This is a genomic window from Acinetobacter sp. C32I, assembly GCF_023702715.1.
In the GTDB taxonomy this organism is placed as follows: Bacteria; Pseudomonadota; Gammaproteobacteria; order Pseudomonadales; family Moraxellaceae; genus Acinetobacter.
Map to the genome: position 1 here is coordinate 744939 of NZ_CP098480.1, position 22324 is coordinate 767262.

General features: G+C 43.1%; 22 protein-coding genes. 17 read left to right on the forward strand and 5 right to left on the reverse strand.

The genetic code is table 11. From position 1 onward, the window contains the following. The first annotated feature begins 1 nt into the window (after position 1). The 6 genes from NDN13_RS03545 to NDN13_RS03570 all read left to right on the forward strand — a co-directional run bounded on the left by NDN13_RS03545 (position 2) and on the right by NDN13_RS03570 (position 5396). Entirely contained in the window at positions 2 to 850 is an 849-nt protein-coding gene (locus tag NDN13_RS03545; protein WP_251117185.1) for a TauD/TfdA dioxygenase family protein, read from the forward strand. Between the two features lie 60 nt (positions 851 to 910). Next, complete coding sequence (locus NDN13_RS03550) at positions 911 to 1963, forward strand: beta-keto acid cleavage family enzyme (RefSeq protein ID WP_004653244.1); 1053 nt, start codon at positions 911 to 913, stop codon at positions 1961 to 1963. A gap of 119 nt (positions 1964 to 2082) precedes the next feature. Beyond that, positions 2083 to 3423, forward strand: a complete 1341-nt coding sequence (locus tag NDN13_RS03555) for an MFS transporter (protein WP_251117186.1) — start codon at positions 2083 to 2085, stop codon at positions 3421 to 3423. Beyond that, positions 3420 to 4067: a DsbA family oxidoreductase gene (locus NDN13_RS03560; protein ID WP_251117187.1), complete on the forward strand. Its 648-nt coding sequence runs from the start codon at positions 3420 to 3422 to the stop codon at positions 4065 to 4067. Before NDN13_RS03555 ends, NDN13_RS03560 begins: the two co-directional genes overlap by 4 nt. Before the next feature lie 5 nt (positions 4068 to 4072). Continuing rightward, a complete protein-coding gene (locus NDN13_RS03565) occupies positions 4073 to 4399 on the forward strand; it encodes a Rieske (2Fe-2S) protein (protein ID WP_251117188.1) in 327 nt (108 codons plus the stop codon). Then, positions 4392 to 5396, forward strand: coding sequence for a YeiH family protein (locus tag NDN13_RS03570; protein ID WP_242725456.1), 1005 nt, complete (start codon positions 4392 to 4394; stop codon positions 5394 to 5396). The genes NDN13_RS03565 and NDN13_RS03570 overlap by 8 nt, the downstream gene beginning before the upstream one ends. Before the next feature lie 78 nt (positions 5397 to 5474). Here NDN13_RS03570 and NDN13_RS03575 read toward each other — a convergent pair whose 3' ends face one another. Next, the gene (locus NDN13_RS03575; RefSeq protein ID WP_251117189.1) at positions 5475 to 6491 is read right to left on the reverse strand and encodes an AraC family transcriptional regulator; all 1017 of its coding nucleotides are present in this window, start codon (positions 6489 to 6491) and stop codon (positions 5475 to 5477) included. Positions 6492 to 6790: 299 nt separating this feature from the next. Here NDN13_RS03575 and NDN13_RS03580 point away from each other — a divergent pair, with 299 nt between their 5' ends. Together NDN13_RS03580 and NDN13_RS03585 are read left to right on the forward strand one after the other, a co-directional pair. Beyond that, positions 6791 to 7384 carry an RBBP9/YdeN family alpha/beta hydrolase gene (locus NDN13_RS03580; protein WP_251117190.1) on the forward strand — a complete coding sequence of 198 codons (594 nt, stop codon included), beginning with the start codon at positions 6791 to 6793 and terminating at the stop codon, positions 7382 to 7384. Between the two features lie 231 nt (positions 7385 to 7615). Further along, the gene (locus tag NDN13_RS03585) at positions 7616 to 9448 is read left to right on the forward strand and encodes a DUF1302 domain-containing protein (protein WP_251117191.1); all 1833 of its coding nucleotides are present in this window, start codon (positions 7616 to 7618) and stop codon (positions 9446 to 9448) included. A 74-nt stretch (positions 9449 to 9522) separates the two neighbouring features. On the opposite strand, the gene dsdA is transcribed toward NDN13_RS03585, so the two are convergent. Continuing rightward, on the reverse strand, positions 9523 to 10848 hold the full coding sequence (gene dsdA, locus NDN13_RS03590) for a D-serine ammonia-lyase (RefSeq protein ID WP_251117192.1): 1326 nt from the start codon (positions 10846 to 10848) through the stop codon (positions 9523 to 9525). Positions 10849 to 11175: 327 nt separating this feature from the next. Here dsdA and NDN13_RS03595 point away from each other — a divergent pair, with 327 nt between their 5' ends. From NDN13_RS03595 to NDN13_RS03630, 8 genes are all read left to right on the forward strand, one after another. Continuing rightward, positions 11176 to 12051 (forward strand): MaoC family dehydratase, encoded by an 876-nt coding sequence (locus NDN13_RS03595; RefSeq protein WP_251117193.1) that lies wholly within the window; start codon positions 11176 to 11178, stop codon positions 12049 to 12051. 18 nt (positions 12052 to 12069) lie between these two features. Beyond that, entirely contained in the window at positions 12070 to 14349 is a 2280-nt protein-coding gene (locus NDN13_RS03600) for a molybdopterin-dependent oxidoreductase (RefSeq protein WP_251117194.1), read from the forward strand. A 288-nt stretch (positions 14350 to 14637) separates the two neighbouring features. Then, positions 14638 to 15669, forward strand: a complete 1032-nt coding sequence (gene moaA / locus NDN13_RS03605) for a GTP 3',8-cyclase MoaA (RefSeq protein ID WP_251117195.1) — start codon at positions 14638 to 14640, stop codon at positions 15667 to 15669. Positions 15670 to 15692: 23 nt separating this feature from the next. Next, entirely contained in the window at positions 15693 to 15944 is a 252-nt protein-coding gene (locus NDN13_RS03610; protein WP_101236012.1) for a MoaD/ThiS family protein, read from the forward strand. Between the two features lie 2 nt (positions 15945 to 15946). Further along, a complete protein-coding gene (locus NDN13_RS03615) occupies positions 15947 to 16462 on the forward strand; it encodes a molybdenum cofactor biosynthesis protein MoaE (protein ID WP_004807470.1) in 516 nt (171 codons plus the stop codon). Between the two features lie 17 nt (positions 16463 to 16479). Next, positions 16480 to 17403, forward strand: a complete 924-nt coding sequence (gene moaCB, locus NDN13_RS03620) for a bifunctional molybdenum cofactor biosynthesis protein MoaC/MoaB (protein ID WP_251117196.1) — start codon at positions 16480 to 16482, stop codon at positions 17401 to 17403. Then, a complete protein-coding gene (locus NDN13_RS03625; RefSeq protein WP_251117197.1) occupies positions 17403 to 18632 on the forward strand; it encodes a molybdopterin molybdotransferase MoeA in 1230 nt (409 codons plus the stop codon). Before moaCB ends, NDN13_RS03625 begins: the two co-directional genes overlap by 1 nt. Before the next feature lie 181 nt (positions 18633 to 18813). After that, positions 18814 to 19296, forward strand: a complete 483-nt coding sequence (locus NDN13_RS03630; protein WP_251117198.1) for a winged helix-turn-helix transcriptional regulator — start codon at positions 18814 to 18816, stop codon at positions 19294 to 19296. Position 19297: 1 nt separating this feature from the next. Here NDN13_RS03630 and NDN13_RS03635 read toward each other — a convergent pair whose 3' ends face one another. After that, positions 19298 to 20695, reverse strand: coding sequence for an aminotransferase-like domain-containing protein (locus tag NDN13_RS03635; RefSeq protein WP_251117199.1), 1398 nt, complete (start codon positions 20693 to 20695; stop codon positions 19298 to 19300). A gap of 124 nt (positions 20696 to 20819) precedes the next feature. Between NDN13_RS03635 and NDN13_RS03640 the strand changes: the two genes are divergently transcribed. Beyond that, a complete protein-coding gene (locus NDN13_RS03640) occupies positions 20820 to 21683 on the forward strand; it encodes a DMT family transporter (RefSeq protein ID WP_251117200.1) in 864 nt (287 codons plus the stop codon). Positions 21684 to 21693: 10 nt separating this feature from the next. On the opposite strand, the gene NDN13_RS03645 is transcribed toward NDN13_RS03640, so the two are convergent. Together NDN13_RS03645 and NDN13_RS03650 are read right to left on the reverse strand one after the other, a co-directional pair. Then, a complete protein-coding gene (locus NDN13_RS03645; protein WP_251117201.1) occupies positions 21694 to 22005 on the reverse strand; it encodes a TusE/DsrC/DsvC family sulfur relay protein in 312 nt (103 codons plus the stop codon). Positions 22006 to 22041: 36 nt separating this feature from the next. After that, positions 22042 to 22317 (reverse strand): DsrH/TusB family sulfur relay protein, encoded by a 276-nt coding sequence (locus tag NDN13_RS03650; protein WP_251117202.1) that lies wholly within the window; start codon positions 22315 to 22317, stop codon positions 22042 to 22044. Positions 22318 to 22324 lie beyond the last annotated feature (7 nt).

Genomic DNA, 22324 nt, shown 5'->3' on the forward strand with positions numbered 1-22324 from the left:
GATGCAAATTGAACAGTTAACTTGCAATATTGGTGCAGAACTACGTGGTGTCCACTTAGCCGATGCGATTCATGATGATGGGTTGTTCACTGAAATTCGGACACAATTGCTGAAACATCGGGTGGTGTTCTTGCGTAATCAGCAGATGACGCGGGCTGAACATGTGGCTTTTGCCGAACGCTTTGGGCCGTTGGAGGATCATCCTGCGGTGGGTAGTCATCCTGATCACCCAGGTTTGGTGCAAATTTATAAACATCCTGACAGCCCGATTGATCGGTATGAAAATGCATGGCATAGCGATGCCAGCTGGCGCAAAATTCCACCGATGGGATGTGTACTGCGTTGTGTGGAATGTCCACCTGTTGGCGGCGATACCATGTGGACCAATATGGTGATGGCCTATGAAAATTTACCCGAAGATATCAAGGAAAAGATTGCGCCTTTACGTGCCTATCACAGTATCGAAGCTAGTTTTGGCGCTGCCATGCCCATCGAAAAACGTTTGGCATTGAAGGCACAGTTTCCAGATGCTGAGCATCCTGTCGTACGAACACATCCAGAGACAGGTGAGCAGATTCTCTACGTCAATGCATTCACCACCCATTTTAGTAATTACCATACCAAAGACCGCGTACGGTTTGGGCAGGATGCCAATCCAGGTGCAGGAGATCTACTGCGTTACTTAATCACCCAAGCGGCGATTCCTGAATATCAGGTGCGCTGGAGTTGGGAGCCGAATAGCATCGCTATTTGGGATAATCGAAGTACCCAACATTATGCAGTGATGGATTACCCGCCATGCCACCGGAAAATGGAGCGGGCAGGTATCGTCGGTGATGCAACCTATTAAATTCCAAATTCAAGCTTTTTAATTCAATACCGTTTTATAAAATACAAACAGGAGATGCACATGCAATTCTTTGACGATTCTTTGCACCCAGAAAATATGGAAAAAGTGGTTATTACCGTTGCGCCCTATGGCCCAGAGTGGATGCCAGAGGACTTTCCTGAAGATATTCCAGTGACCATGGATGAGCAGATTCAGAAAGCGGTGGAATGCTATGAGGCAGGCGCGACAGTGCTGCATTTGCATGTGCGTGAACTGGATGGTAAGGGCTCTAAACGGTTGTCCAAGTTTAATGAACTCATCGCAGGGGTGCGTGAAGCCGTACCCGAGATGATTATTCAAGTCGGTGGCTCGATTTCATTTGCACCTGAAAGCGAGGGTGAGGCAGCTTTGTGGCTGAGTGATGATACCCGTCATATGCTGGCTGAATTAACACCAAAACCTGATCAGGTCACGGTCGCAATTAACACCACACAAATGAATATTATGGAGTTGCTCTATCCAGAATATTTGGAAGGCACATCTTTGGCACATCCTGCAATTCAGGAAGCTTATGCTGAAATGACGGTTCCAGCTGGACCTGCATGGGTCGCAGAACATTTGAAACGCCTTTGCCAAAATAATATTCAACCGCATTTCCAACTCACTGGAATGCATGGCTTAGAGACCCTAGAACGGATGGTACGTAAGGGCTTATACATGGGGCCATTGAATTTGACTTGGATTGGAATTGGCGGCGGATTCGATGGGCCAAATCCATTTAACTTCTTTAATTTTATTCACCGTGTACCAGATGGTTGCACCCTGACTTCGGAATCATTGCTTAAAAATGTATTGCCATTCAATACCATGTCGATGGCGATGGGTTTTCATGCACGGGTTGGTAATGAAGATACCATTATCGATCATCGTGGTCAGCGTTTCTCATCTGTACAGCAAATTCAGCAAACTGTACGTATTGCACATGAATTAGGTCGTGAAGTGGCAACAGGCCCAGAGGCACGAGAAATCTATCGGATTGGTGTGCAATATCAAAGTATTGAAGAAACCTTGCAGGCCAATGGCATGTCACCAAACCGCCAACCAAAACAAAAAGGTGTACCTCAGCGCCATTAAGCCTGAGCAACAATGGATTGAATGTCAAAATAAAATGCAGTACGCAGCGAGTGTGTTAAATCGGCAAGCTATGTACTGCAATCAAAAATAGAAATCATAACAATGACAAGGAGGTTCCTATGGGTGCTCATCCATATACCGTACATACGGATCATGTTGATACCTCAATGAATGTCCCGCGCCGTTATGCGTGGCTGGTATTCGCACTGACATTTGGCTTGTTGATTTCAGACTATATGTCTCGGCAAGTGCTAAATGCCGTATTTCCATTGATTAAAACTGAATGGGCCTTGACCGATAGCCAGCTTGGCTTATTGAGCGGTATTGTCGCGTTGATGGTTGGTATTTTGACCTTGCCCTTATCCTTACTGGCCGACCGTTTTGGGCGAGTGAAAAGCCTGGTCATTATGGCGGTGCTATGGAGTTTAGCGACTTTGGGTTGTGCTGTTGCTGAAAACTATCAGCAAATGTTTGTGGCCCGTTTTATGGTCGGTGTGGGTGAGGCTGCTTATGGCAGTGTTGGCATTGCAGTGGTAGTGGCGATTTTTCCACGCGAAATGCGAGCTACGCTGGCCAGTGCATTTATGGCAGGTGGGGTATTCGGCTCATTTCTCGGGATGGCACTGGGCGGTGTGATGGCAGAGCATTTTGGCTGGCGCTGGGCATTTGGTGGTATGGCATTATTTGGTTTGATTTTGGCCTTGCTCTATCCCATGGTGGTTAAAGAAAAAAGAGTCAATCTAAGCAGCAAAAAATCCCACAACACTCAGAAACAGCAACAGAGCAAACAATGCTTAAGCACGATTTATTCAAGTCGATCAGTGATTGCAACCTATATCGGTAGTGGTTTTCAACTGTTTGTTGGTGGCACCATCATTGTGTGGATGCCGAGTTATTTAAATCGTTATTACGGCATGAATACTGATTCTGCAGGTGTGCTAGCCGCCGTGATTGTACTGTGTAGTGCGGTCGGGAGCATTCTATGTGGCATGCTTAGTGATCGCTTTGGTCAAAACTGCCCAGATCGTAAGGTGAGTTTAGCAATTGGCTACTGTCTCGGGAGTTGCGTACTACTTTCGATTGCGTTTGCAATGCCTGCAGGAAAATCCCAATTGTTGCTGATATGCATGGGCATGTTTATTGCGTTAGGAACCAATGGCCCATCCAGTGCAATGGTGGCCAATCTCACCCATAACAGCGTCCACAGTACAGCTTTCGCGACCTTAACCTTAGCCAACAATTTATTGGGATTGGCACTCGGTCCTTTAGTTATAGGCAAGCTCTCCGATGTGATTGGTTTAGATCATGCCTTTCAATGGATGCCTTTGGTCAGCATGGTCGCAGCAGCCGTGTTTCTCTATGCCAAAAACTATTATCACCAAGATATTGCACGATTAACTGAGCAAGCAGTTTTACCCAATCTAGACAGCACTCGTTCAAGTGGTGCGGAAGAAAAATGATGATGCGTGAATTAAATATCGATGTCTTTTTTGATTTTATTTGTCCGTGGTGCCTAATCGGAAAACGTCAGTTACAGGCTGCAATTGTGCAATTAAAGCAAAGTGATCCAGAGATTGAGGTCATTGTACATTGGCATGGTATGCAGTTACTTCCTGAGATACCGATAGCGGGTGTCGATTTCAAACAGTTCTATCAAAAACGATTGGGCAGTTTAGACGCTGTAAAACAACGCCAAACCCAAGTGCGTCAGGCAGCCAAGACAGTTAGTGTCGAGCTGCATTTTGAAAAAATTAAATGGATGCCAAATACGGCTCAAGCGCATCATCTGTTTCAAAGCGTTTTAAAACTGGGAACAGCGCAGCAAGCAGAGCATTTATTGGAACAGCTTTTTGCTGCCTATTTTGAAGCAGGTGAAAACTTGGGAGATAGCGCTGTGTTGCAAAGAATTCTCAAGGAATGTGGTTACTCGGTGAATGAACAGGGCCGTGGATGGTCGGAAGTCAACCCGTCTTTTCAGTCGACCTATACAGGAGCAAATGGCGTGCCTTATTTTATTTTTGATGGTTACCTGACCTTGGCTGGTGCACATTCAGTCGATGTGCTCTATCAAGCCATGTTAGAAGCCTTGGTGGTACAAGGATAAGGGCAATGACTATTCGTTTTCAGGTTCCACAAGAAAAAATCCCAGTATCAGGTGCGAGAGCTTTTCTCCAAATTGAGGGGAAAAATATTGCACTGTTTCATATTGGTAAACAGTTTTATGCGATTGAGGATCGCTGCCCACATCAAGGTGCGTCTTTATTTAGCGGCAAACTAGAAGGGCAAGCGATTCGTTGTTGTGCTCATGGTTTGGTTTTTGATCTGGCGACGGGATATATGTTGAATTCAAAGCATTTAAATGTGGCGACCTATCCGGTTGAAGTCGATGCAGCGCAGCTATTTATCCTGATAGATACAGGAGAAAACAATGACTAAATTCATGGATTTTCGTCTGCGTACCCGTGAGTTGATGCCAGGCCTTATTGTCAGTACCGTTGTTGCAGCAGCAGCCTGTTTTCTTTCAGAGCATTATGGTGCACCTGTGATGTTATTTGCTTTGCTGTTGGGAATGGGTTTGAACTTTCTTTCTAGTGAAAGTCAATGTAAAGCAGGCATCGAATTTACGGCACGAACAGTGTTACGCATCGGGATTGCCTTGTTGGGGATGCGGATTACGCTAGGACAAATTACCGCGTTGGGCTGGCAACCAATTGTATTGGTGATCACATTGGTGATCGTGACGATTTCAGTTTCAGTGATCACGGCTAAAATTCTGGGGTTCAAAAAACTTTTCGGGATGTTGACCGGCGGTGCAACTGCAATTTGTGGTGCATCAGCAGCCTTGGCACTTTCTGCTGCATTTCCTCAACATCCTCAAAAAGAAAAAGCCACTTTATTCACTGTCATTGGTGTTTCTGCATTGTCCACTTTGGCTATGATTGTTTATCCGATGATTGCACGATGGTTAGAACTATCGCCACAGCAGGCAGGTGTGTTTTTAGGGGCAACTATCCATGACGTCGCACAGGTGGTTGGCGCGGGTTATAGCATGTCGCCAGAAACAGGTGATACTGCAACCGTTGTTAAATTGATGCGGGTTGCCATGTTATTGCCTGTCATTATTTGTGCGGCAATGATCACGCGTATGCAAGGTGGAGACGCTACAGGCAAACATCCACCTTTATTGCCTTGGTTTGCCGTTGGTTTTTTAGTTCTTGCCTGTATCAATAGCACGGGTTGGGTTCCAAGCATGCTACAGCAAGGGGTGAATGAATTATCGAAATGGTGTTTAGTGATTGCAATTAGTGCCTTAGGCATGAAAACACAACTGAAGGAACTGGCTTCTGTTGGAATCAAGCCGATTTTACTGATGCTGGGTGAAACCATTTTCTTGGTGGTATTGGTCTTACTATTGATGCATTGGATGTTTTAGAGGGCAATACCTCATCATCATATGCTGTCGAGATCAAAGACAAGACAAGTAGTCGGCTTTGATCTCTAAACCTTGTGTTTAGGACTTCATAACTGTCTTGTTATTATTCCGCCAAGTGGTGGGTGACATACCAAATTCGCTGCTAAACCAACGGGTAAATGAACTTGGCATTGAATAACCTAAAATATCCGAGACCTGTCCTAGAGAGTAATTCAGGTTTTTTAGATAGCGAAAAACCAAATTACGACGTACATCGTTGATCAACACACTGAAGTTGGTATGTGCAGCTTCCAGTCGGCGCTGTAGGGTACGGACGTTGATGCCATGAGTATGGGCGACTTGATCAATCGTGGCCCGTCCCATCGGCAATAGCAGATGAATACTTTTACGAATATCAAAAATAATTGAAGATTCACTTTCACGATGCAATAGATCCGTTTCAAGAAAACGTTTGGCATGTGCCAGCATCGTGGTATTGGCATGTGGATTGGTTTTATCTAATTCTGTTGCATTGCAAACAATACCGTTAAATTCGCTGCCAAACTCTAACGAACAACCAAACATACGTTGATGCATCGTCGTATCATGCGGGGTATCATGGGTAAAATGAATGCTCAAAGGGTGCCATTTCTGCAAAAAAGCAGCACAGAAACGATGGGTAATGCCTAAAGCAAGCTCGATGGCTTGACGACTGTACTCTGTCGTTGCAGTAATTACCTCGACTCGAATAATGACGGTATGACCGACTTCTTCAATATACATTTCCAATGCGTTATTGATTAGATTTCGATACTGCACAAGGGTGTATAAGCCATCACGCAAGGTATGTTGATAACTCAATAATAAACTCAGCTCACCAAAATCTGCGAGTTGGCGTTGTTCTGCCATATGCAAACCAAAGTATTCACAACCACTCAATTGGGCTGATTGTTCCAGCAGCGTCACCGCTTTGTCTACGGGAATGCGCTGTGCACTATCTTGTAGCTGTGCAGGATAGATGCCTGCATCGGACAACAATTGGTATGGATTCAGGTCTAATTGCTGGCTGACAGCTAAATAATTTTTAAGCACAGCAGTATGGGCGAGTGGCACCATGCTGATCTCCCGATTTTTAAAATAACCTTCCTAGTTATGCTTTATTTATAACTAAAATATGCTGTTTGGAAAAGTACTAAGGCTTATATAAATTCATGTTGGCATGATGATTATTGTTTTTGAAGCGACTTTTTCTGCTAAGCATATTGATATATATGAGATCGTTTGAAGTGTGCTGTCATCAAATGAAAAGTGCCTGTCGTGCCATGTATATCCGTCGCTCTATTGACCCTCTATGTTGAATATGACGTGATGCATCCCCGTTATTTTTATCAAAACAAGGGTTGATTGGTGTAAAGATGGAAAAAATACAAACAGAGGCGACAGTTTTAATTATCTCAGGTTTGCGGGACCATGTGGCTTCGCATTGGCAAACCATTTTAGAAACACGCTTAGCCAAGGTCCGTTCAGTACCACCTTTGCAAGAAGATAAGCTCAACTGTGCAAAACGTGTTGCTGCGATACAGGCTGAACTGGAAAAAATACAAGGTCCAGTGATTCTGGTGGCGCATAGCGCAGGGGTACTGATGGCGATACATTGGGCCGCGCGATATCAACACGCTATTCAAGGGGCATTGCTGGTGACACCACCTGACTTGAATGACGTTTGGCCAGAACATTATCCTTCGCCCAAAATGCTCAGACAAGCAGGATGGTCGCCGTTGCCCGATCAAGTGCTGCCATTTCCAAGTATTGTGGCTGCTAGTGTCAATGATCCACTAGCGCATTTTAATGCCGTGGCGGCAATGGCGAAAACATGGGGCAGTGTATTGATTAATCTAGGTGCTGTCGGGCATCTCAATCCTGTATCTGGGTTTGGTCCGTGGCCTCAGGCAGAACAATTGATTCAGCAATTGGATTACAAGGTCGATCAACCGAGCCTGATTGCATAATTAATCTTGCTACAAACCAACCTAAAACATTGTCTTATGCCGAGCCATGTTTGGCTAGATTTCTTTGATTTCGCATTTAAGTAAAGCATGCCTTGAAGCATAAAGACCCATCGAAAGGCAGGGTTTGAGCCCAATTGCTTAAAACAAAAATAGAACGACCTGAAAATGATTGCATTTTGCTGAATGGGTCAGGTGTTAATTATTCATACATCATATCGATATGGAGATGGTATGGTTTGTCATGTTAAAAATTCAAATGAACAAATAACCACTGCTATTTTAGCTCAAACAACTGTGCTGTTGGGACTGCTGTGTTCACTTTCAGATGCTTCAGCGGCCAGTTATCAAATCAATGAAGGCTGGCGTTTAGAGAGCAATAGCACGATTGCGCTGGGTGCAAGTTGGAGTATCCAAGCGCCATCAGCCGAATTGTTATATAAGCCCGATGCCAGTCATATTGGCAAAAATGGCATGAGTGTAGATATTAACGGTGATGATGGACGTGCCAACTTCGATCACGGGGATGCCATTTCACAAATCGTTAAAGGTTTAACCGAATTTCGTTTAAACGGAGCACAACAAGGTGCAGTATTGAGTGCCAAGTATTGGTATGACCATGCCTATGAAACTGGGAAAGGTGATTTAAAACCTTTCGATGATTCTGAATGGCCAAACTTGGTGAAGTTTAAAGGAATTGAGTTATGGGATGCCTATCTCTGGAAAAATATTGAATTTGATTCCAAGCAGTCTCTCAAGCTGAAATTGGGTAAACATCGCTTGAATTGGGGGAAATCCCAATTTTTCCAAAATGGTCTCAACTCGGTCAGCGCCTTTGATTTTGCTGCCATCAATCGACCTGCCAGCGAAGCCAAAGAACGGATAATTCCGGTCGAGATGTTGTCTTTTGAAGCCGCGATTCAACCAAACTTAAAACTAGAAGGATTCTATCAATTCAAATTTAGGCCGTCGGTGGTGGATGGCTGCGGGACGTTTTTTGCAATTTCAGATTTTGTCCCCGAAAATTGTGGACCGATTATGTTAACGGTGACACCGGGTGACAAGTTAACTGAAACTGCTGCCAAGGCGCAAACTTATATCCCTCGTTCTGCCAGTCATTATGCAAAAGACAGTGGGCAATATGGCGTTGCACTGAAACGAAACTTATCGAGCCTGAATCAAGCTGAATTGGGTTTTTATTTTGCCAACTATCATAATCGAAATGCAAACTTTGATGGTATCGCCGTGACGGCTGCTGGCGTTGAAAACTTTAAAACAGCACGTTTTTTCTCAATTTATCCTGAAAATATCAAGATCTATGGTCTAAGCCTGAGTGGAAAGGTCGGTACAACCCAGCTGTTCAGTGAGTTGAGCTATAAACCCAATCAACCCTTACAGCTGAATGGAACAGATATTGTCTATGCTCAGGTGCTCTCAAAAGAAACGCCACTTAAACCTGCAGGTGTTGCTGCTGAGTTTGGCGAGTATCTGCAAGGATATGTCCGTTTGCCAGTCACACAACTCTCCATTGGCGCCACTGATAGCATTGCAGGCATTTTAAAAGCAGATGGTTTGTCTTGGGGTGCAGAATTCGCTGTGAATCATATCGCCAATATTGGCAATCATCGCTTTGGTCGAGTTGGGGTTTTTGGTCGCAGTGAATTATCAACAGGCGCTTATGATTCAGAAACAGGTGAGTTTAAGTGTACGCCGTATGGTACAGCAAATCTTCCGAATGCTGCTGTTGATCGTTTGAATGAGCGTTATTGCAATAAAGCCGGTTTTTTTAGTGAATGGTCATATGGTTATCGGCTACGTGCAGCTCTAAGTTATCAAGACCTTTTACCTGCAACGGTGATTACACCCAGTTTAACTTTCCGCCATGATGTATCTGGATATAGCCAAAATTTTCAGCAAGGGCAAATGAGTCTGGCTGCCTCAGTATCGGCCAACTTTCGACAAAAATATTCAGCAGAAGTTCTGTATCAAAACTTTTTTGGATCAAATGACTTTAGTACTATTGATGATAGAGACTTTATATCGCTTGCCTTTAAATATAGTTTTTAATTCATTTAAGTAAATCATATAAGTATTCAAACAGCGTGGCTTTCGTCGCGCTGTTTGAGCCTAAGTAAAGGGCTTTAAGCTTTTGCCAGATAATTTTGCATTTCTTCTGCGGGAACCATTCCGCCACCTGTTCCCCATACAATATGATTGGCATGCTGTAACTGCAGTTCAGTAAATTGATGCAAATCGATATAAGCTTGATGGTTGCTGATTAAAATTGGCCCTAACATACCTGCGAGCGCAGAAGGTTCAAGTTTCAGGTTTTCAGACTGGTTGAGCATTCCGAGCAAGCGATACATGGTTGGGTCATCCAATGTATAAAAACCATCTAATAATCGTTGCATGGCACGACCAACAAAGCCTGAAGCGCGGCCCACAGCAAGGCCATCTGCCGCCGTAATATTATCAATGCCAATATCCTGAACTGAAATTTCATCATGCAAACCAGTTGATACGCCGAGTAACATGCATGGGGAATGAGTGGGTTCGGCAAAGATACAATGTACATGATCGCCAACTGCCATTTTTAAGCCAAATGCAACGCCACCAGGCCCGCCACCGACACCACAAGGTAAATAAACAAATAAAGGATGTGCTTGATCCACAACAATACGCTGTTGATCTAACTGTTTCTTTAAACGTTCACCCGCAACGGCATAGCCTAAGAACAGGGTTTTGGAATTTTCATCATCAATAAAAAAACAATTTGGATTTTCTAATGCTGCTTTTCGGCCTGCTTCTACAGCAACACCATAGTCTTGTTCGTACTCAATCACGGTTACACCATGAGCACGCAACTTGTCTTTCTTCCATTGTCGTGCATCGGCTGACATATGCACGGTCACATTAAAGCCCAATTTTGCGCTCATGATACCAATCGAGAGGCCAAGATTACCTGTAGAGCCAACAGCAATGCTGTATTGACTAAAAAATTCTCTAAATTCTGGGCTATTCAGTTTGGCATAATCATCCTCAAGAGTGAGCAAATTGGCTTGTAGCGCAAGCTGCTCGGCTCGATAAAGTACCTCATAGATACCACCTCGTGCCTTAATCGATCCCGAAATAGGGAGATGACTATCTTTTTTCAACCATAGTTTGCCTGCAATTTTTTGCTCGAAGTGTGTTTCAAGCGATTGCTGCATATTCGGGATATTGATCAGATCAGACTCAATGATGCCTTGAGCTGCAAGGGTTTCTGGAAAAACAGCCATGAGGTAGGGTGCAAAACGCTGTAAACGGTCGCGAGCATCATCAATATCGGCTTGCGTCAACCCAACATAGGGCAAGCCTTGCTCAAGCGTGGTGAATGACGGGTTAAACCAGATTGTCTCTTTAAGTTCAATCAGGTCTTTAACAATGGGATAGTGTGTAACAAGGTTTTGAATTTGATTCGAATCCATTCGGTTTCTCATAAAATTTTACATACATCAATAACAGCGAATTACCCAAAGCGGTTCTATGCATTTGGATAAGTCTTCCAGTAAGCTTGAGATTAAACCAAGAACAATGATTTTTCACGTTTTTAATGCAGAGTTTTGCTGAATGATATTATTTGATAGGAGATTAACTTTTGTTAATTTCTGACCAGTACACTTGACCTTTGTTAAAATGAGTTCTATTTTGGAACTTAATTGATTTTTGACCATATCAGGCTTGTCTAATCAGGACTAGAATTAACCCAACTATGGTTTGAAAACTGAGAAAAATAAAAGGAACAGGAGTTTCATATGTTTGCGATTCGTTACCAGCAGATTCCATTGCAATTTTTATTTGAACATCAGGCAACTTTGGCAGGGCTTGGAAAAATAGGCTTACGTAGTCTTAAAAAAACAAAGGCTGCTTCAGTGGACTGGCAGTCATTAGCATCGATGAATGAAGTGATTGATGCGCCGAGTCATGACTTGATTGAACATTATATCCAATGGAGTGGCGCTGAACTGACTAAATATCAAGACACCATCCCACCGCATATGGTGTCACAATGGGGACTTTCGTTTGCAACGCGATTATTGCTGCAAACTCATTACCCCTTGAGTCAAGTTATCAATCAAGGTGTAAGTCTCAAGATTCATGGCAAGCTTCCACGAACTGAAAACCTAATGATCCAAGCCAAGATCGCCAATGTAGATGAACGTAATGGACTAGCACGTGTTTCCGTGCAAATTACCACAGGTACAATCACACAACCTGAGTTAGTCGAAACAGTGCTGCATATGGCATTTATTCTGCCGCATTTTGAGAAAACTAAACGTATAGAAACAGTAGATCATAAAACTTGGCAGCATTTAGGTGAATGGTCTGCGACAGCAGATGATGGTTTAAAATTTGCCTTATTAACAGGCGATTTTAATCCGATTCATTGGATTACACCATTAGCCAAACTGTCGAACTTTGGTCAAAAAGTGCTGCATGGCTTTGGTGTGTTTGCGCGTAGCTTTGAATTGTTGCCTGAAACAATACAGCAAATCGATATTCGATTCCTAAAACCCGTCAAACTTCCTTCACAACATAACCGAGTGGAAACCTGTACTGAGCAGATGCAAAAGTATGTCCGTGTTGTCGGTTCGGCAGGACAAATCTGTTTAATGGGTCAATATTCATAAAATAATAAGGTGACAAAAATGACGACTGCCACAGCAATCAAACAGGATGTAACCGCTTGTATTCTATGTTCACGTAATTGTGGACTCAGTGTAGAGATTGAAGATAACCAGTTTAAGAAGATTAAAGGCGATGATCAGCATCCTTTTTCGCAAGGCTATATCTGCCAAAAAGCCGCACGTTTACAGCATTACCAACAACATGCTGATCGTTTAACTTCACCGCTAAAACGTCAGACAGATGGTTCCTATCAAGAGATCAGCTGGGAACAAGTCATTCAGGAAATTGCAGAGCAGCTTGTACAGATTCGAAATACCCATGGTGGAACAGCCTTTGCATCGGTAGGTGGTGGTGGTCAGGGCAATCATTTAGGCGCTGCTTATGGTCGGCAGTTGCTCTATGCCATGAAAAGTTTCTATTCCTACAACTCTTTGGCGCAGGAAAAAACGGGCGATTTCTGGGTGAATGGGCGTTTGTTTGGCAGCCAAGCGTGTCATACCACCGAAGATGTCGAGCATGCGGATTATGTACTGTTTATCGGCACTAATCCTTTTCAGGCGCACGGTATTCCAAATGCACGTGATACCTTAAAACATATCAAAAAAGATCCAAACAGAACCATGGTGGTATTTGACCCACGGGTGACGGAAACGGCTAAACAAGCCGATATTCATGTGCAATTAAAGCCTGGTACCGATGCTTATCTGATGTCCGCTATGATCGCGATCATGCTGCAAGAAGAGTTATACGATCAGAAATTTATTCAGCAGCATACGCATGGCTTTGATCAGATTAAACAGGCCTTTCTAGCGATTCCAATCGAAGAATATATTCAGAAAGCCGATGTTTCAGTCGAATTGATTTACCAGATTGTCCATGATTTTGCTCAAGCACAACGTGCGTGTGTCCGGATTGACCTTGGTATTCAACACACCTTAAATACCACTTTAAATGGTTATTTGGAAAAGCTTTTATATTTACTCACAGGAAATTTTGGTAAACAAGGTGCTAATAATCTACATACCATGTTTATTCCCATCCTAAGCAATACCGATGAGCGTAATCCTAAATATCGCCGTACAGTACATCATAAAATGTTCCCGATTTCAGGTTTCTTTCCACCGAATATCTTGCCCGATGAAATCTTAAAAGCAGGCGAGAAACGGGTTCGTGCGGTGTTTGTGGACAGCTGTAATCCTTTGTTGACCTATCCTGATACCGCAGCATATGAGCAAGCATTCCAGTCACTTGAGCTATTGGTGGTGGTCGATGTGGCCATGACTGAAACAGCACGTTTAGCGCATTATGTTTTACCTGCACATAGCCAATTTGAAAAGTGGGAATTCACAGGCTTTAATCTGGAATTTCCGAAGAATGGCTTTCATTTACGCCATCCTTTATTTAAAGCACAAGGCAATAGCCTACCTGAAGCCGAGATCTATACGCGCTTGCTTGAAGCCATGCAGGTGATCCCTCGGCAGTTTCCGATATTGAATAAAATTGCAGAAAAAGATTCGGCCAATACCGCGTATCTTGCTTACTTCGGTGCGCTAGGGGTCAGTTTTGCGAAAAATAAAAAGTTAATTCCCTATGCGGCATCCATTGTATATCGTACTTTGGGTAAGACTTTGCCGAATGATGCCGCATCTACCGCGCTGTTATTACCTTTATGTATGCAATATGCAGCTCAACATTACCAAGCGGTTAAACAAGCAGGCTATGTGGGCAATCGTTTCAATCTTGGCGTGAAGCTATTTGAAAAAATCTTGCAGCAGCGTTCAGGTGTGGTGCTATCTGAACATGACTATGACGATGTTTGGGCATTGATCGCCTATAAAGACAAGAAAATTCGTTTGGCAATTCCTGAGATGTTTATTGAATTGGCCCAACTGAAACAAGGTTTCATGACCTTAACTACAGATTATCCTTTTATTTTATTGGCAGGCGAACGTCGCAGTTATAACGCCAATCAAATTTATCGTGATCCTGCTTGGCGTAAAGTCGATGCAGAAGGACGTTTAAGGATCAACCCTGAGGATGCGCAGACTTTCGGCGTCGAAACCGGACAGATGCTGTACTGTATTTCTGAGCACGGCAAGATTCAAGTGACGGTCGAGCTTGATGAGGGAATGCGCAAAGGCGTGGTGTCGTTACCGCATGGATATGGATTACGCTATCGAGGTGGAGAGCCGATTGGGCCACAATTGAATCGTCTTACTTCTGCTCAGCATTGTGATCCCTTATCCAAAACACCATATCATAAATATGTACCTGTACGTTTAGAGCGACTCACAGCTTAGACGATCAGCCTATTGATATTTTTGCTTAAATGCACCAAATTCTTTCATATTAGTTAAATCATGTTTGAAATTGGTGCAATATAAACTGAACAAAAATATGCTGACAGGGGCAATTTTTATTTGTAGATTGAAAGTGTGACTTATTCAATTAAATAAGCAACATCATCATAAAGTTGCTGTGTGATTGGAATAATTATTGCTATAAAAAATAATTCACTGTGATGAGTACAACAAGGATGCACAGAAGCTGTGCTAAGCCCAGTCAAAAGATTCACAAAATGAGTGCGTATGATGAAGCATGAGAGACCTGAAACGAGCTTAGCGATCTTGCAAGATCAGTATGGTCGTATTAAGCGTAAGTTACGGATTTCCGTGACCGACCGCTGTAATTTCAAATGTGTTTATTGTATGCCAGAGCATCCACAATGGATGAAAAAACACGATTTACTCAGTTTTGAAGCTTTATTGATTTTTTGCAAATATATGGTTCAACAAGGGATTGAAAATATTCGTATCACAGGGGGGGAACCCCTTATGCGTCAAGGCGTAGTGCATTTTATCCGAGATTTGCAAAGTTTAAGAGCTTTGGGGTTAAAACGTATTTCAATCACCACCAATGGACATTATCTGGCCAAGTATGCAGAACAATTAAAACAAGCAGGTTTGGATGATCTAAATATCAGTCTGGATAGCCTTGATCCGATTCAATTTAAACAACTGACTAAAAAAGATATTGTGCCTGTGCTAAATGGTATTGAAGCAGCAAAAAATGCCGGTCTGCCATTTAAAATTAATTGTGTTTTGATGCAAGGTCAGAATGATGACCAGATTGTGCCGATGGTATGCTGGGCCAAACAACACCATATTCCATTGCGCTTTATTGAATTTATGCCACTAGATGGCGATCAGCACTGGACAGATCAAGCGGTGGTAAGTGAAGCGGAAATCTTAAAGCAGATCTCAGCACATTATGACATTCAGGTCTTAGAACAACAGCATGAACCTGCGCGCCTCTATCAGCTTGATGGTCAATATAAACTCGGTATTATTTCAACCATTACCCATTCATTTTGTGGGGACTGTGATCGAATTCGACTGACAGCTCAAGGTGAACTTTACAATTGTTTGTTCGCCCAACAGGGGCTGAATATCAAAGCTGATTTAGAAGCCAGCATGCAGTGTGATGTGGACCTTCAACAGTCTGCATTGCAACTACTGGATCAAAAAATTAAACCTTATATCTGGCATAAAGCCAAAGGCTATCATGCGATACAACATCAACAAGCACGTAAAATCAGCATGCATATGCTGGGTGGTTAAATCAAAAGTGCTCTGGAGAAAATATGCAAATCATTGAGATAAAAATAGAAGCGTTTGGGGCAATCGAAAGGTTATTGCCGAAACCGCTGGCATTTGAGTTTGCAGCAGACCGAATGGTCAAAGATGTGCTGGCGCATATTGTGACCCTTTATCCAGAGGCGGATCATGCCATGGAAAAATGTGCCTGTGCGATTGGCGAAGATATCATTACCCGCCAAACCGCTTTAGAAAATTCCTGTACCTTGGTGTTGTTGTCACCTGTAGCGGGAGGTTAAACATGCGTGAATTTGCCAGAGTTCAAGAGCAGGCTTTAAGCCTTGATCGTTTTGATCCGATTCAGGCTTTTCCTGAGTGTGGTGGGGTTGATATTTTTATTGGTACGGTTCGTAACCACCATGAAGGAAAAGCGGTTAAAGCACTGAAATATACCTCTTATACGCCTGTTGCAGAAAAGATGATTCGCGCAATCGAACAGGAAATTAAAGATAAATATCAGGTCTCTTATGTTCGGGTAATGCATCGGATTGGCTATTTGGATGTCAGTGAAACTGCGATTATTGCCATTGCCTACGCAGCACACCGCCGTGAAGCCTTTCAAGCCTGTGAAGAAGCGGTGGAGCGGGTCAAACATGAAGTACCAATCTGGAAAGAAGAATTTTTTATGGATGGTACCAGTCAATACGTAGAAGGTTGCTGTATTCGCAAAGATACAGCTGAATCAAATCATCAAGTAAAGCATCATCAGCATACCCATCACCATGAAAATTGTAGCCATGAGCATACACACGAATAAAGCGTCAGGAAGTTAAAATGAAAAATGTTGGGATGAAACCCGAGAGTTATCGTGTTGCAGAAGCACAAGCGATTTTACATGCACCCGCACATTGCATTCAGTTATTGCGAGATGGCAATACTGAAAAAGGTGATGCCTTAAAAACTGCCCGTATTGCAGGGATTCTAGCGGCTAAACGTACCGATGAGCTGATTCCACTCTGCCATCCGTTACCGATTTACCGTGCTGATGTTGATTATGATCTACATGACGACCATGTGGTGATTCTGACCACAGTGGAGACCATTGGCCCAACAGGGGTCGAAATGGAAGCACTAACGGCTGCGAGCCTAGCGGGCTTAACCTTGTATGACATGTTAAAACCGCATTGTGAGCCAGAAGAACTATGTTTAGACCAGTGTAAATTGCTGAAGAAAAAAGGTGGGAAATCACACTTTAAACGTACTTTACGCCAACCTGTTTCAGCAGCTGTAATTGTACTGTCAGATACAGTTGCAGCAGGCCGTAAACCTGACACTGCAGGAAAATCGGTTGTAGAAACTTTGACTGAAGCAGGTTTTGATCCGATTCATTATCAGATTTTGCCAGATGAAGCTGATCAGTTGAAAGATTTAGTCCTAGAACTGACGAAATCTTATGCATGCATTATGACGGTGGGTGGAACAGGCATTGGCAAGCGCGATATTACCGTGGATACCCTAGAGCCACTATTGGAGCGCAAACTCGATGGCTTAATGGAAGCGGCGCGTTCATTTGGACAAAGACGCACGCCTTATGCGGCGATGTCTCGTGGCGTTGCTGGTTTTATTGACCGCTCATTGTTGGTGACTCTACCGGGAAGTCGTGGCGGGGCAAGCGAATCAATGGCGGCAATTTTACCCGCTCTTGTCCATATTTTTGATGTCTGCCGTGATTTACCTCATCCAGGAGGTTATGAATAATGTCAGGATGTGGTGCTGAAAAAGGTCTGATCAGTATTGATGAAGCATTAGCATTGGTGCAAACCCAACCGAAAGCTTTAAACGTTGAGACATTGCCTTTAGCCGATGGACTGAATCGTTATCTCGCCAAAGCGATCTATTCCACTGTCGATCTACCAAGTTTCTCGCAAAGTGCAGTCGATGGTTATGCCCTGAATAGTTCTGCTGAGAATCTTCAGGACACGGTATATGAGGTGATTGGTGAAATTAAGGCAGGCAGTGAATCTGATCATCAGCTCAAAGATGGGCAAGCGATTCGTATTTTTACAGGTGGAAAAATACCTGAGGGAACAACGCATGTTGCACGACAAGAAATAGTCGTCGTTGAAGCCAATCAAACGATTTGCTTGACTGAACACATTCAGCCCCAAGCGGATATTCGTTTTGTCGGTGAGGAGGTACAACGGGGTCAGCAATTGGCGGATGTTGGGCAACGCATCAATATTGGTGCACTGGCCGCACTAAGTATGGCGGGTGTACACAGCATCGATGTTTTTCAATCACCTAAAGTGGTTGTGGTCATTACAGGGGATGAAGTTGCTGAAACCCCTGAGGACTTGCAGGCAGGGAAAGTTTTTGATGCCAATGGGCCGTTATTGAAAGCTTGGCTGCGAGACTATGGTATAGATGCAGAAATCTTACACATTGCAGATCAAGCCTCAGAGGTGACGCAGTGTTTTGAACGCCTAAAACAGCAATATGATTTGATCATTACCACGGGCGGTGTTTCTGTTGGCGATTATGATTTTGTTCGCCCATGCGCATTTGAAACAGGCTTTGAGCAAGTCTTTTGGAAGGTAAAACAAAAACCAGGCAAGCCCTTATTCTTCGCCGAGTACACACAGCAAGCGCAGCGTTGCTATTTGTTAGGTTTACCTGGTAATCCTGCGGCTGTGTATGTGTGTATGCAAGTCTATGGCAAAGCTTTGCTTGATGCCTTGCAGAACCAACGCCAACCCTTGCAGTGGTTGAGTGGCGTACTGACCCATGATTTGAAATTGGATGCACGTGAACGTTTTTTAAGAATGCAGGCTTATTTTGATCAAGGGCAGCTCAAGTTTCAAAGCTTGGCGAAACAGCAATCGCATATGCTGAGTAACCTCATGCAAGCAAATAGTCTGGTGCGTATTCCCGCCAATACCAAACTGGAAAGTGGACAGCTCCTTTCTGGGTTATTCATTCAGAACTAAATTGTTTTGATGAATTTATGTAAAATGACTGAATATTGGTACTTTTAGCCAAGTGCCAATATTGCATCTGATGGATAAGGTGGTTTAGTGTATATTTTATATTGTTTAGTTTCTAAACATGACGGTTCAAGACATAGATGTCTTTTAAATAAAACTTTAAAAAAATGATTAGGTGATAATAATGAAATGGGACGAAATTGGCGACCAGCCGTGTTCAGTGGCGAGGACGCTCTCAGTGTTGGGTGATCGTTGGACAATGCTCATCTTACGCAATGCATTTATGGGTATACGCCGCTTTGATGATTTTCAGCGCAGTTTAGGGCTGACACGTCATGTGCTTTCAGAGCGTTTAAAGCGCTTGGTTGAGCATGGGATTTTAACCAAAGTACCTTATGTCGATCGTCAGGAGCGTTTTGAATATCAACTGACCGATAAAGGTTTGGACCTTTATCCTATTATTCTTTCAATGGTGCAATGGGCGGATAAATGGATGGATATGGGATTGGGTAAACCAGTTGAGTTCACCCATAAAAGTTGTGGACGGAAAATTAATCCGAAAGTGGTTTGTTCTGAATGTAATGAATCGATTCAAGCCAAAGATGTTCGAGTTGCAGCAGGCCCAGGTTATTTTGCCTTTATTGAACAAAAGAAAAAAACAGCATGATCTATTCGTTTTGTCGTTCTATTTCATGCTGAATGGCATGGGATAGAACCTCAAAGACCTTGGGCTCAAGTGATTGAGCCACATTAAAACGAATAAAATTCTTAAAATTTTGGCTTTGGCTAAATGCATTCCCTGGGGCCAGAATCACACCATGTTCCAAGCAATTCTGTGCAATGCGTGCACTATCAAAATGTTCAGCTAGCTCACACCATAAAAAAATACCCGCTGACGGTTGACCCCATGTTTTGATGCCGAGTTTTTCAAGTTGTTTCACAGTTGCATCCATTGCTTTGGCCAAGCGTATTTTTAATTCCTCTAAGTATTTACGGTAATTACCATCTGTTAGTGCAGCATACAAAATTTCTGTGGATAGGTTATTCCCGCCAAAACAGGTAGCGATTTTGATATCGGCAAGGTCTTCAATCCATTCTGATTGGGTTGCGATATAACCCGTGCGAACAGAACCAGACAGCGTTTTAGAAAAACTACCAATATGAATCACACGCGATAAGCCATCTAAAGCTGCAAGACGAGGGGCAGTATGCAGCTCTAAATCTGCAAAAATATCATCTTCAATCACGATCAAATTAGATTGCTCAACCAGTTTTAACACCTGATAAGCGGTTGATGCTGTGAGCACAGCACCAGTCGGGTTATGAATGCCAGAGTTGGTAATATAGAGCCGTGGATTGTAGTTTTGGATTGCCTGTGAAAATGCTTCAAGATCAGGCCCGGTAGGTGTATAAGGCACACCAATAATTTGGATTTGATGAACTTTAAGTAGCGCATGAAAGTTGAAATAACAGGGATCATCAACCAGAACTACATCATTTGGTTTAAGGAAATAACGACAAATTAAGTCAATTGCTTGCGTGCCAGAATCAGTCAATAGGATCTGGTTCGGACCTGCTTCGATGCCTTTGCTCAAGATTCTGCGTGACAGCAATTCACGTAAAGGCGCTAGACCGAGCGGGGTGGAATAATCAGTCAAAATGCTAGCAGGGGCTTTAGATACCTTGCGAATGGCTTTGCGGATATTTTCATGGGGCAGCCAGTCGTCTGGTAGCCAACCGCAGCCAGGCTTTAAAACACCTTGTTTGGCTTCTAAGGCTTGTCTTGAAATCCAAAGCGGGTCAATACTTCGATCAATTTTCGGGTGAATTTCCGAGATGGATAAAGGTGCGAGTGGCCCTGCGACAAAAAAGCCTGAACCTGTTTTTGCTTCAATAATGCCTTGAGAAGCAAGACGTTCATAGGCCTCAACAATGGTTGAAACAGATAAATGCAGCAAGCCAGCTAAAGCACGAACTGAGGGTAGGCGCGAGCCAGGCAATAACGAACGGGTTTTAATTTGTTCATGAATATGTTGGATCACGAATTCGATTTTAGTACTTTTCATAACAGCATATCCATAACTGTATGGGTAAATAAACCAATACAGTTATTTAAAATTGTACTGTACTGTGTATGGTGCTTAAACCATATCACAGTTTAAATTCTCCACATAGCTTTGGAGAAAATAAATGGAAACTTTAAGTCGTGGTTGGATGAATGGGCTAATCGGGGTGATTATTTTTGCAGGCTCATTACCAGCAACACGTGTTGCGGTTATGGATTTCAGTCCTACTTTTTTAACAGCTGCTCGTGCTGCAATTGCAGGGCTTCTTGGTTTGGCCTTGATTTTGTTATCTCGTCAGCAATTGCCAGAGCGTAAAGATTGGCTGCCATTATTTTACGTTGCGATTGGGGTAGTGGTTGGTTTTCCACTGTTTACGGCATTAGCACTGCAATATGTCAGTGCTGCACATACCATTGTTTTTGTGGGTTTATTACCTTTGGCAACCGCCATTTTTGGCGTGTTAAGAGGTGGGGAAAGACCGAATTTGGTATTTTGGTTATTTGCGATCTTAGGTGCTTCTCTGGTTTTTGGTTATATGCTCATTCAGACAGGAAGCTGGGCATTTAACTATGGGGATATTTTCATGTTGTTGGCAATCATACTCTGTGGCTTTGGTTATGCCGAGGGAGGGAAGCTATCGAAGCATCTGGGTGGCTGGCAAGTGATTTGCTGGGCATTGATTATCACTTTACCCATGATGTTGCTCATTTCTTTTTTGTATATGCCAGCGAGCTTTGCACAGATATCAATCTCGGCCAAACTGGGCCTAGCATATGTCTCATTATTCAGTATGTTGATTGGTTTTTTCTTTTGGTATAAAGGCTTGGCACAAGGGGGGATTGCGACAGTCGGTCAGTTACAGTTGTTGCAACCGATCTTTGGTTTGGTCATTGCGGCGGTTTTGTTGCATGAACAAGTCAGTGCAGCAATGTTCGCGGTGACGGTTGCAGTGATTGCCTGTGTTGCTTGTGCCAAAAAATTTGCTTAGATGGAAAAAATTATAAGCAATTTGCAGGCTTCGGAACGCCCGCTAAGCGGCTTAAATGGCGGGCAACCAAACCAGTATTAAATTTCTGCTGCAGCACAGCATTATCAATTTCTGGACTGATTGTTTTCATTAAAAATTTGATCAATGGACGTGTTGCGGGTGAATGACCAAATTGCTGATAAAACTGCCTTACCGCATAAAGAATTTCAAAGTGCCAGTCGGTTAATTGTAAATCTAAGGATTTTGCCAATTCTTGGGCAACTTCCTGATCCCAGATGCTGTAATCTACCAAATGGCCGTCTTGGTCTAATTCTAACTGCATAAAATCGCCTAAAAAATAAAAAGAATGGAAGGTAACTTATTTTAAAGAAATACAACGTTTGAATTTTAAGCTGAGGTCTGCAAATTGAGCATAGTCAATCGCTAGAATTTGGGCTCTGAGTTCTTCAATAATTAGGTTGTGCTCATTATTTAAACAATAAATGTTGGGATAAGCTGCTGTTATTGATTTAGTCACTTTAATTGCTGCATCACCCATTAGCACGATACAGTCATCAGATTGTGCCATTTTTACTAAGTCAGACCACGTCTGATCTGCCGCAGATTGGACTAAAAAGAGCGTTGTTTGTTCCATAATGGGG

Bases quoted from the DNA above. Each gene is read 5' to 3' on its own strand.
- NDN13_RS03565 (WP_251117188.1), top strand. From the start codon at position 4,073: ATGACTATTCGTTTTCAGGTTCCACAAGAAAAAATCCCAGTATCAGGT.
- NDN13_RS03555 (WP_251117186.1), top strand. From the start codon at position 2,083: ATGGGTGCTCATCCATATACCGTACATACGGATCATGTTGATACCTCA.
- NDN13_RS03570 (WP_242725456.1), top strand. From the start codon at position 4,392: ATGACTAAATTCATGGATTTTCGTCTGCGTACCCGTGAGTTGATGCCA.
- NDN13_RS03550 (WP_004653244.1), top strand. From the start codon at position 911: ATGCAATTCTTTGACGATTCTTTGCACCCAGAAAATATGGAAAAAGTG.
- NDN13_RS03600 (WP_251117194.1), top strand. From the start codon at position 12,070: ATGACGACTGCCACAGCAATCAAACAGGATGTAACCGCTTGTATTCTA.
- NDN13_RS03595 (WP_251117193.1), top strand. From the start codon at position 11,176: ATGTTTGCGATTCGTTACCAGCAGATTCCATTGCAATTTTTATTTGAA.
- NDN13_RS03575 (WP_251117189.1), bottom strand. From the start codon at position 6,491: ATGGTGCCACTCGCCCATACTGCTGTGCTTAAAAATTATTTAGCTGTC.
- NDN13_RS03640 (WP_251117200.1), top strand. From the start codon at position 20,820: ATGGAAACTTTAAGTCGTGGTTGGATGAATGGGCTAATCGGGGTGATT.
- NDN13_RS03615 (WP_004807470.1), top strand. From the start codon at position 15,947: ATGCGTGAATTTGCCAGAGTTCAAGAGCAGGCTTTAAGCCTTGATCGT.
- NDN13_RS03560 (WP_251117187.1), top strand. From the start codon at position 3,420: ATGATGATGCGTGAATTAAATATCGATGTCTTTTTTGATTTTATTTGT.
- NDN13_RS03650 (WP_251117202.1), bottom strand. From the start codon at position 22,317: ATGGAACAAACAACGCTCTTTTTAGTCCAATCTGCGGCAGATCAGACG.
- NDN13_RS03585 (WP_251117191.1), top strand. From the start codon at position 7,616: ATGGTTTGTCATGTTAAAAATTCAAATGAACAAATAACCACTGCTATT.
- NDN13_RS03610 (WP_101236012.1), top strand. From the start codon at position 15,693: ATGCAAATCATTGAGATAAAAATAGAAGCGTTTGGGGCAATCGAAAGG.
- NDN13_RS03625 (WP_251117197.1), top strand. From the start codon at position 17,403: ATGTCAGGATGTGGTGCTGAAAAAGGTCTGATCAGTATTGATGAAGCA.
- NDN13_RS03630 (WP_251117198.1), top strand. From the start codon at position 18,814: ATGAAATGGGACGAAATTGGCGACCAGCCGTGTTCAGTGGCGAGGACG.
- moaA (WP_251117195.1), top strand. From the start codon at position 14,638: ATGATGAAGCATGAGAGACCTGAAACGAGCTTAGCGATCTTGCAAGAT.
- NDN13_RS03545 (WP_251117185.1), top strand. From the start codon at position 2: ATGCAAATTGAACAGTTAACTTGCAATATTGGTGCAGAACTACGTGGT.
- NDN13_RS03645 (WP_251117201.1), bottom strand. From the start codon at position 22,005: ATGCAGTTAGAATTAGACCAAGACGGCCATTTGGTAGATTACAGCATC.
- dsdA (WP_251117192.1), bottom strand. From the start codon at position 10,848: ATGGATTCGAATCAAATTCAAAACCTTGTTACACACTATCCCATTGTT.
- NDN13_RS03580 (WP_251117190.1), top strand. From the start codon at position 6,791: ATGGAAAAAATACAAACAGAGGCGACAGTTTTAATTATCTCAGGTTTG.
- moaCB (WP_251117196.1), top strand. From the start codon at position 16,480: ATGAAAAATGTTGGGATGAAACCCGAGAGTTATCGTGTTGCAGAAGCA.
- NDN13_RS03635 (WP_251117199.1), bottom strand. From the start codon at position 20,695: ATGAAAAGTACTAAAATCGAATTCGTGATCCAACATATTCATGAACAA.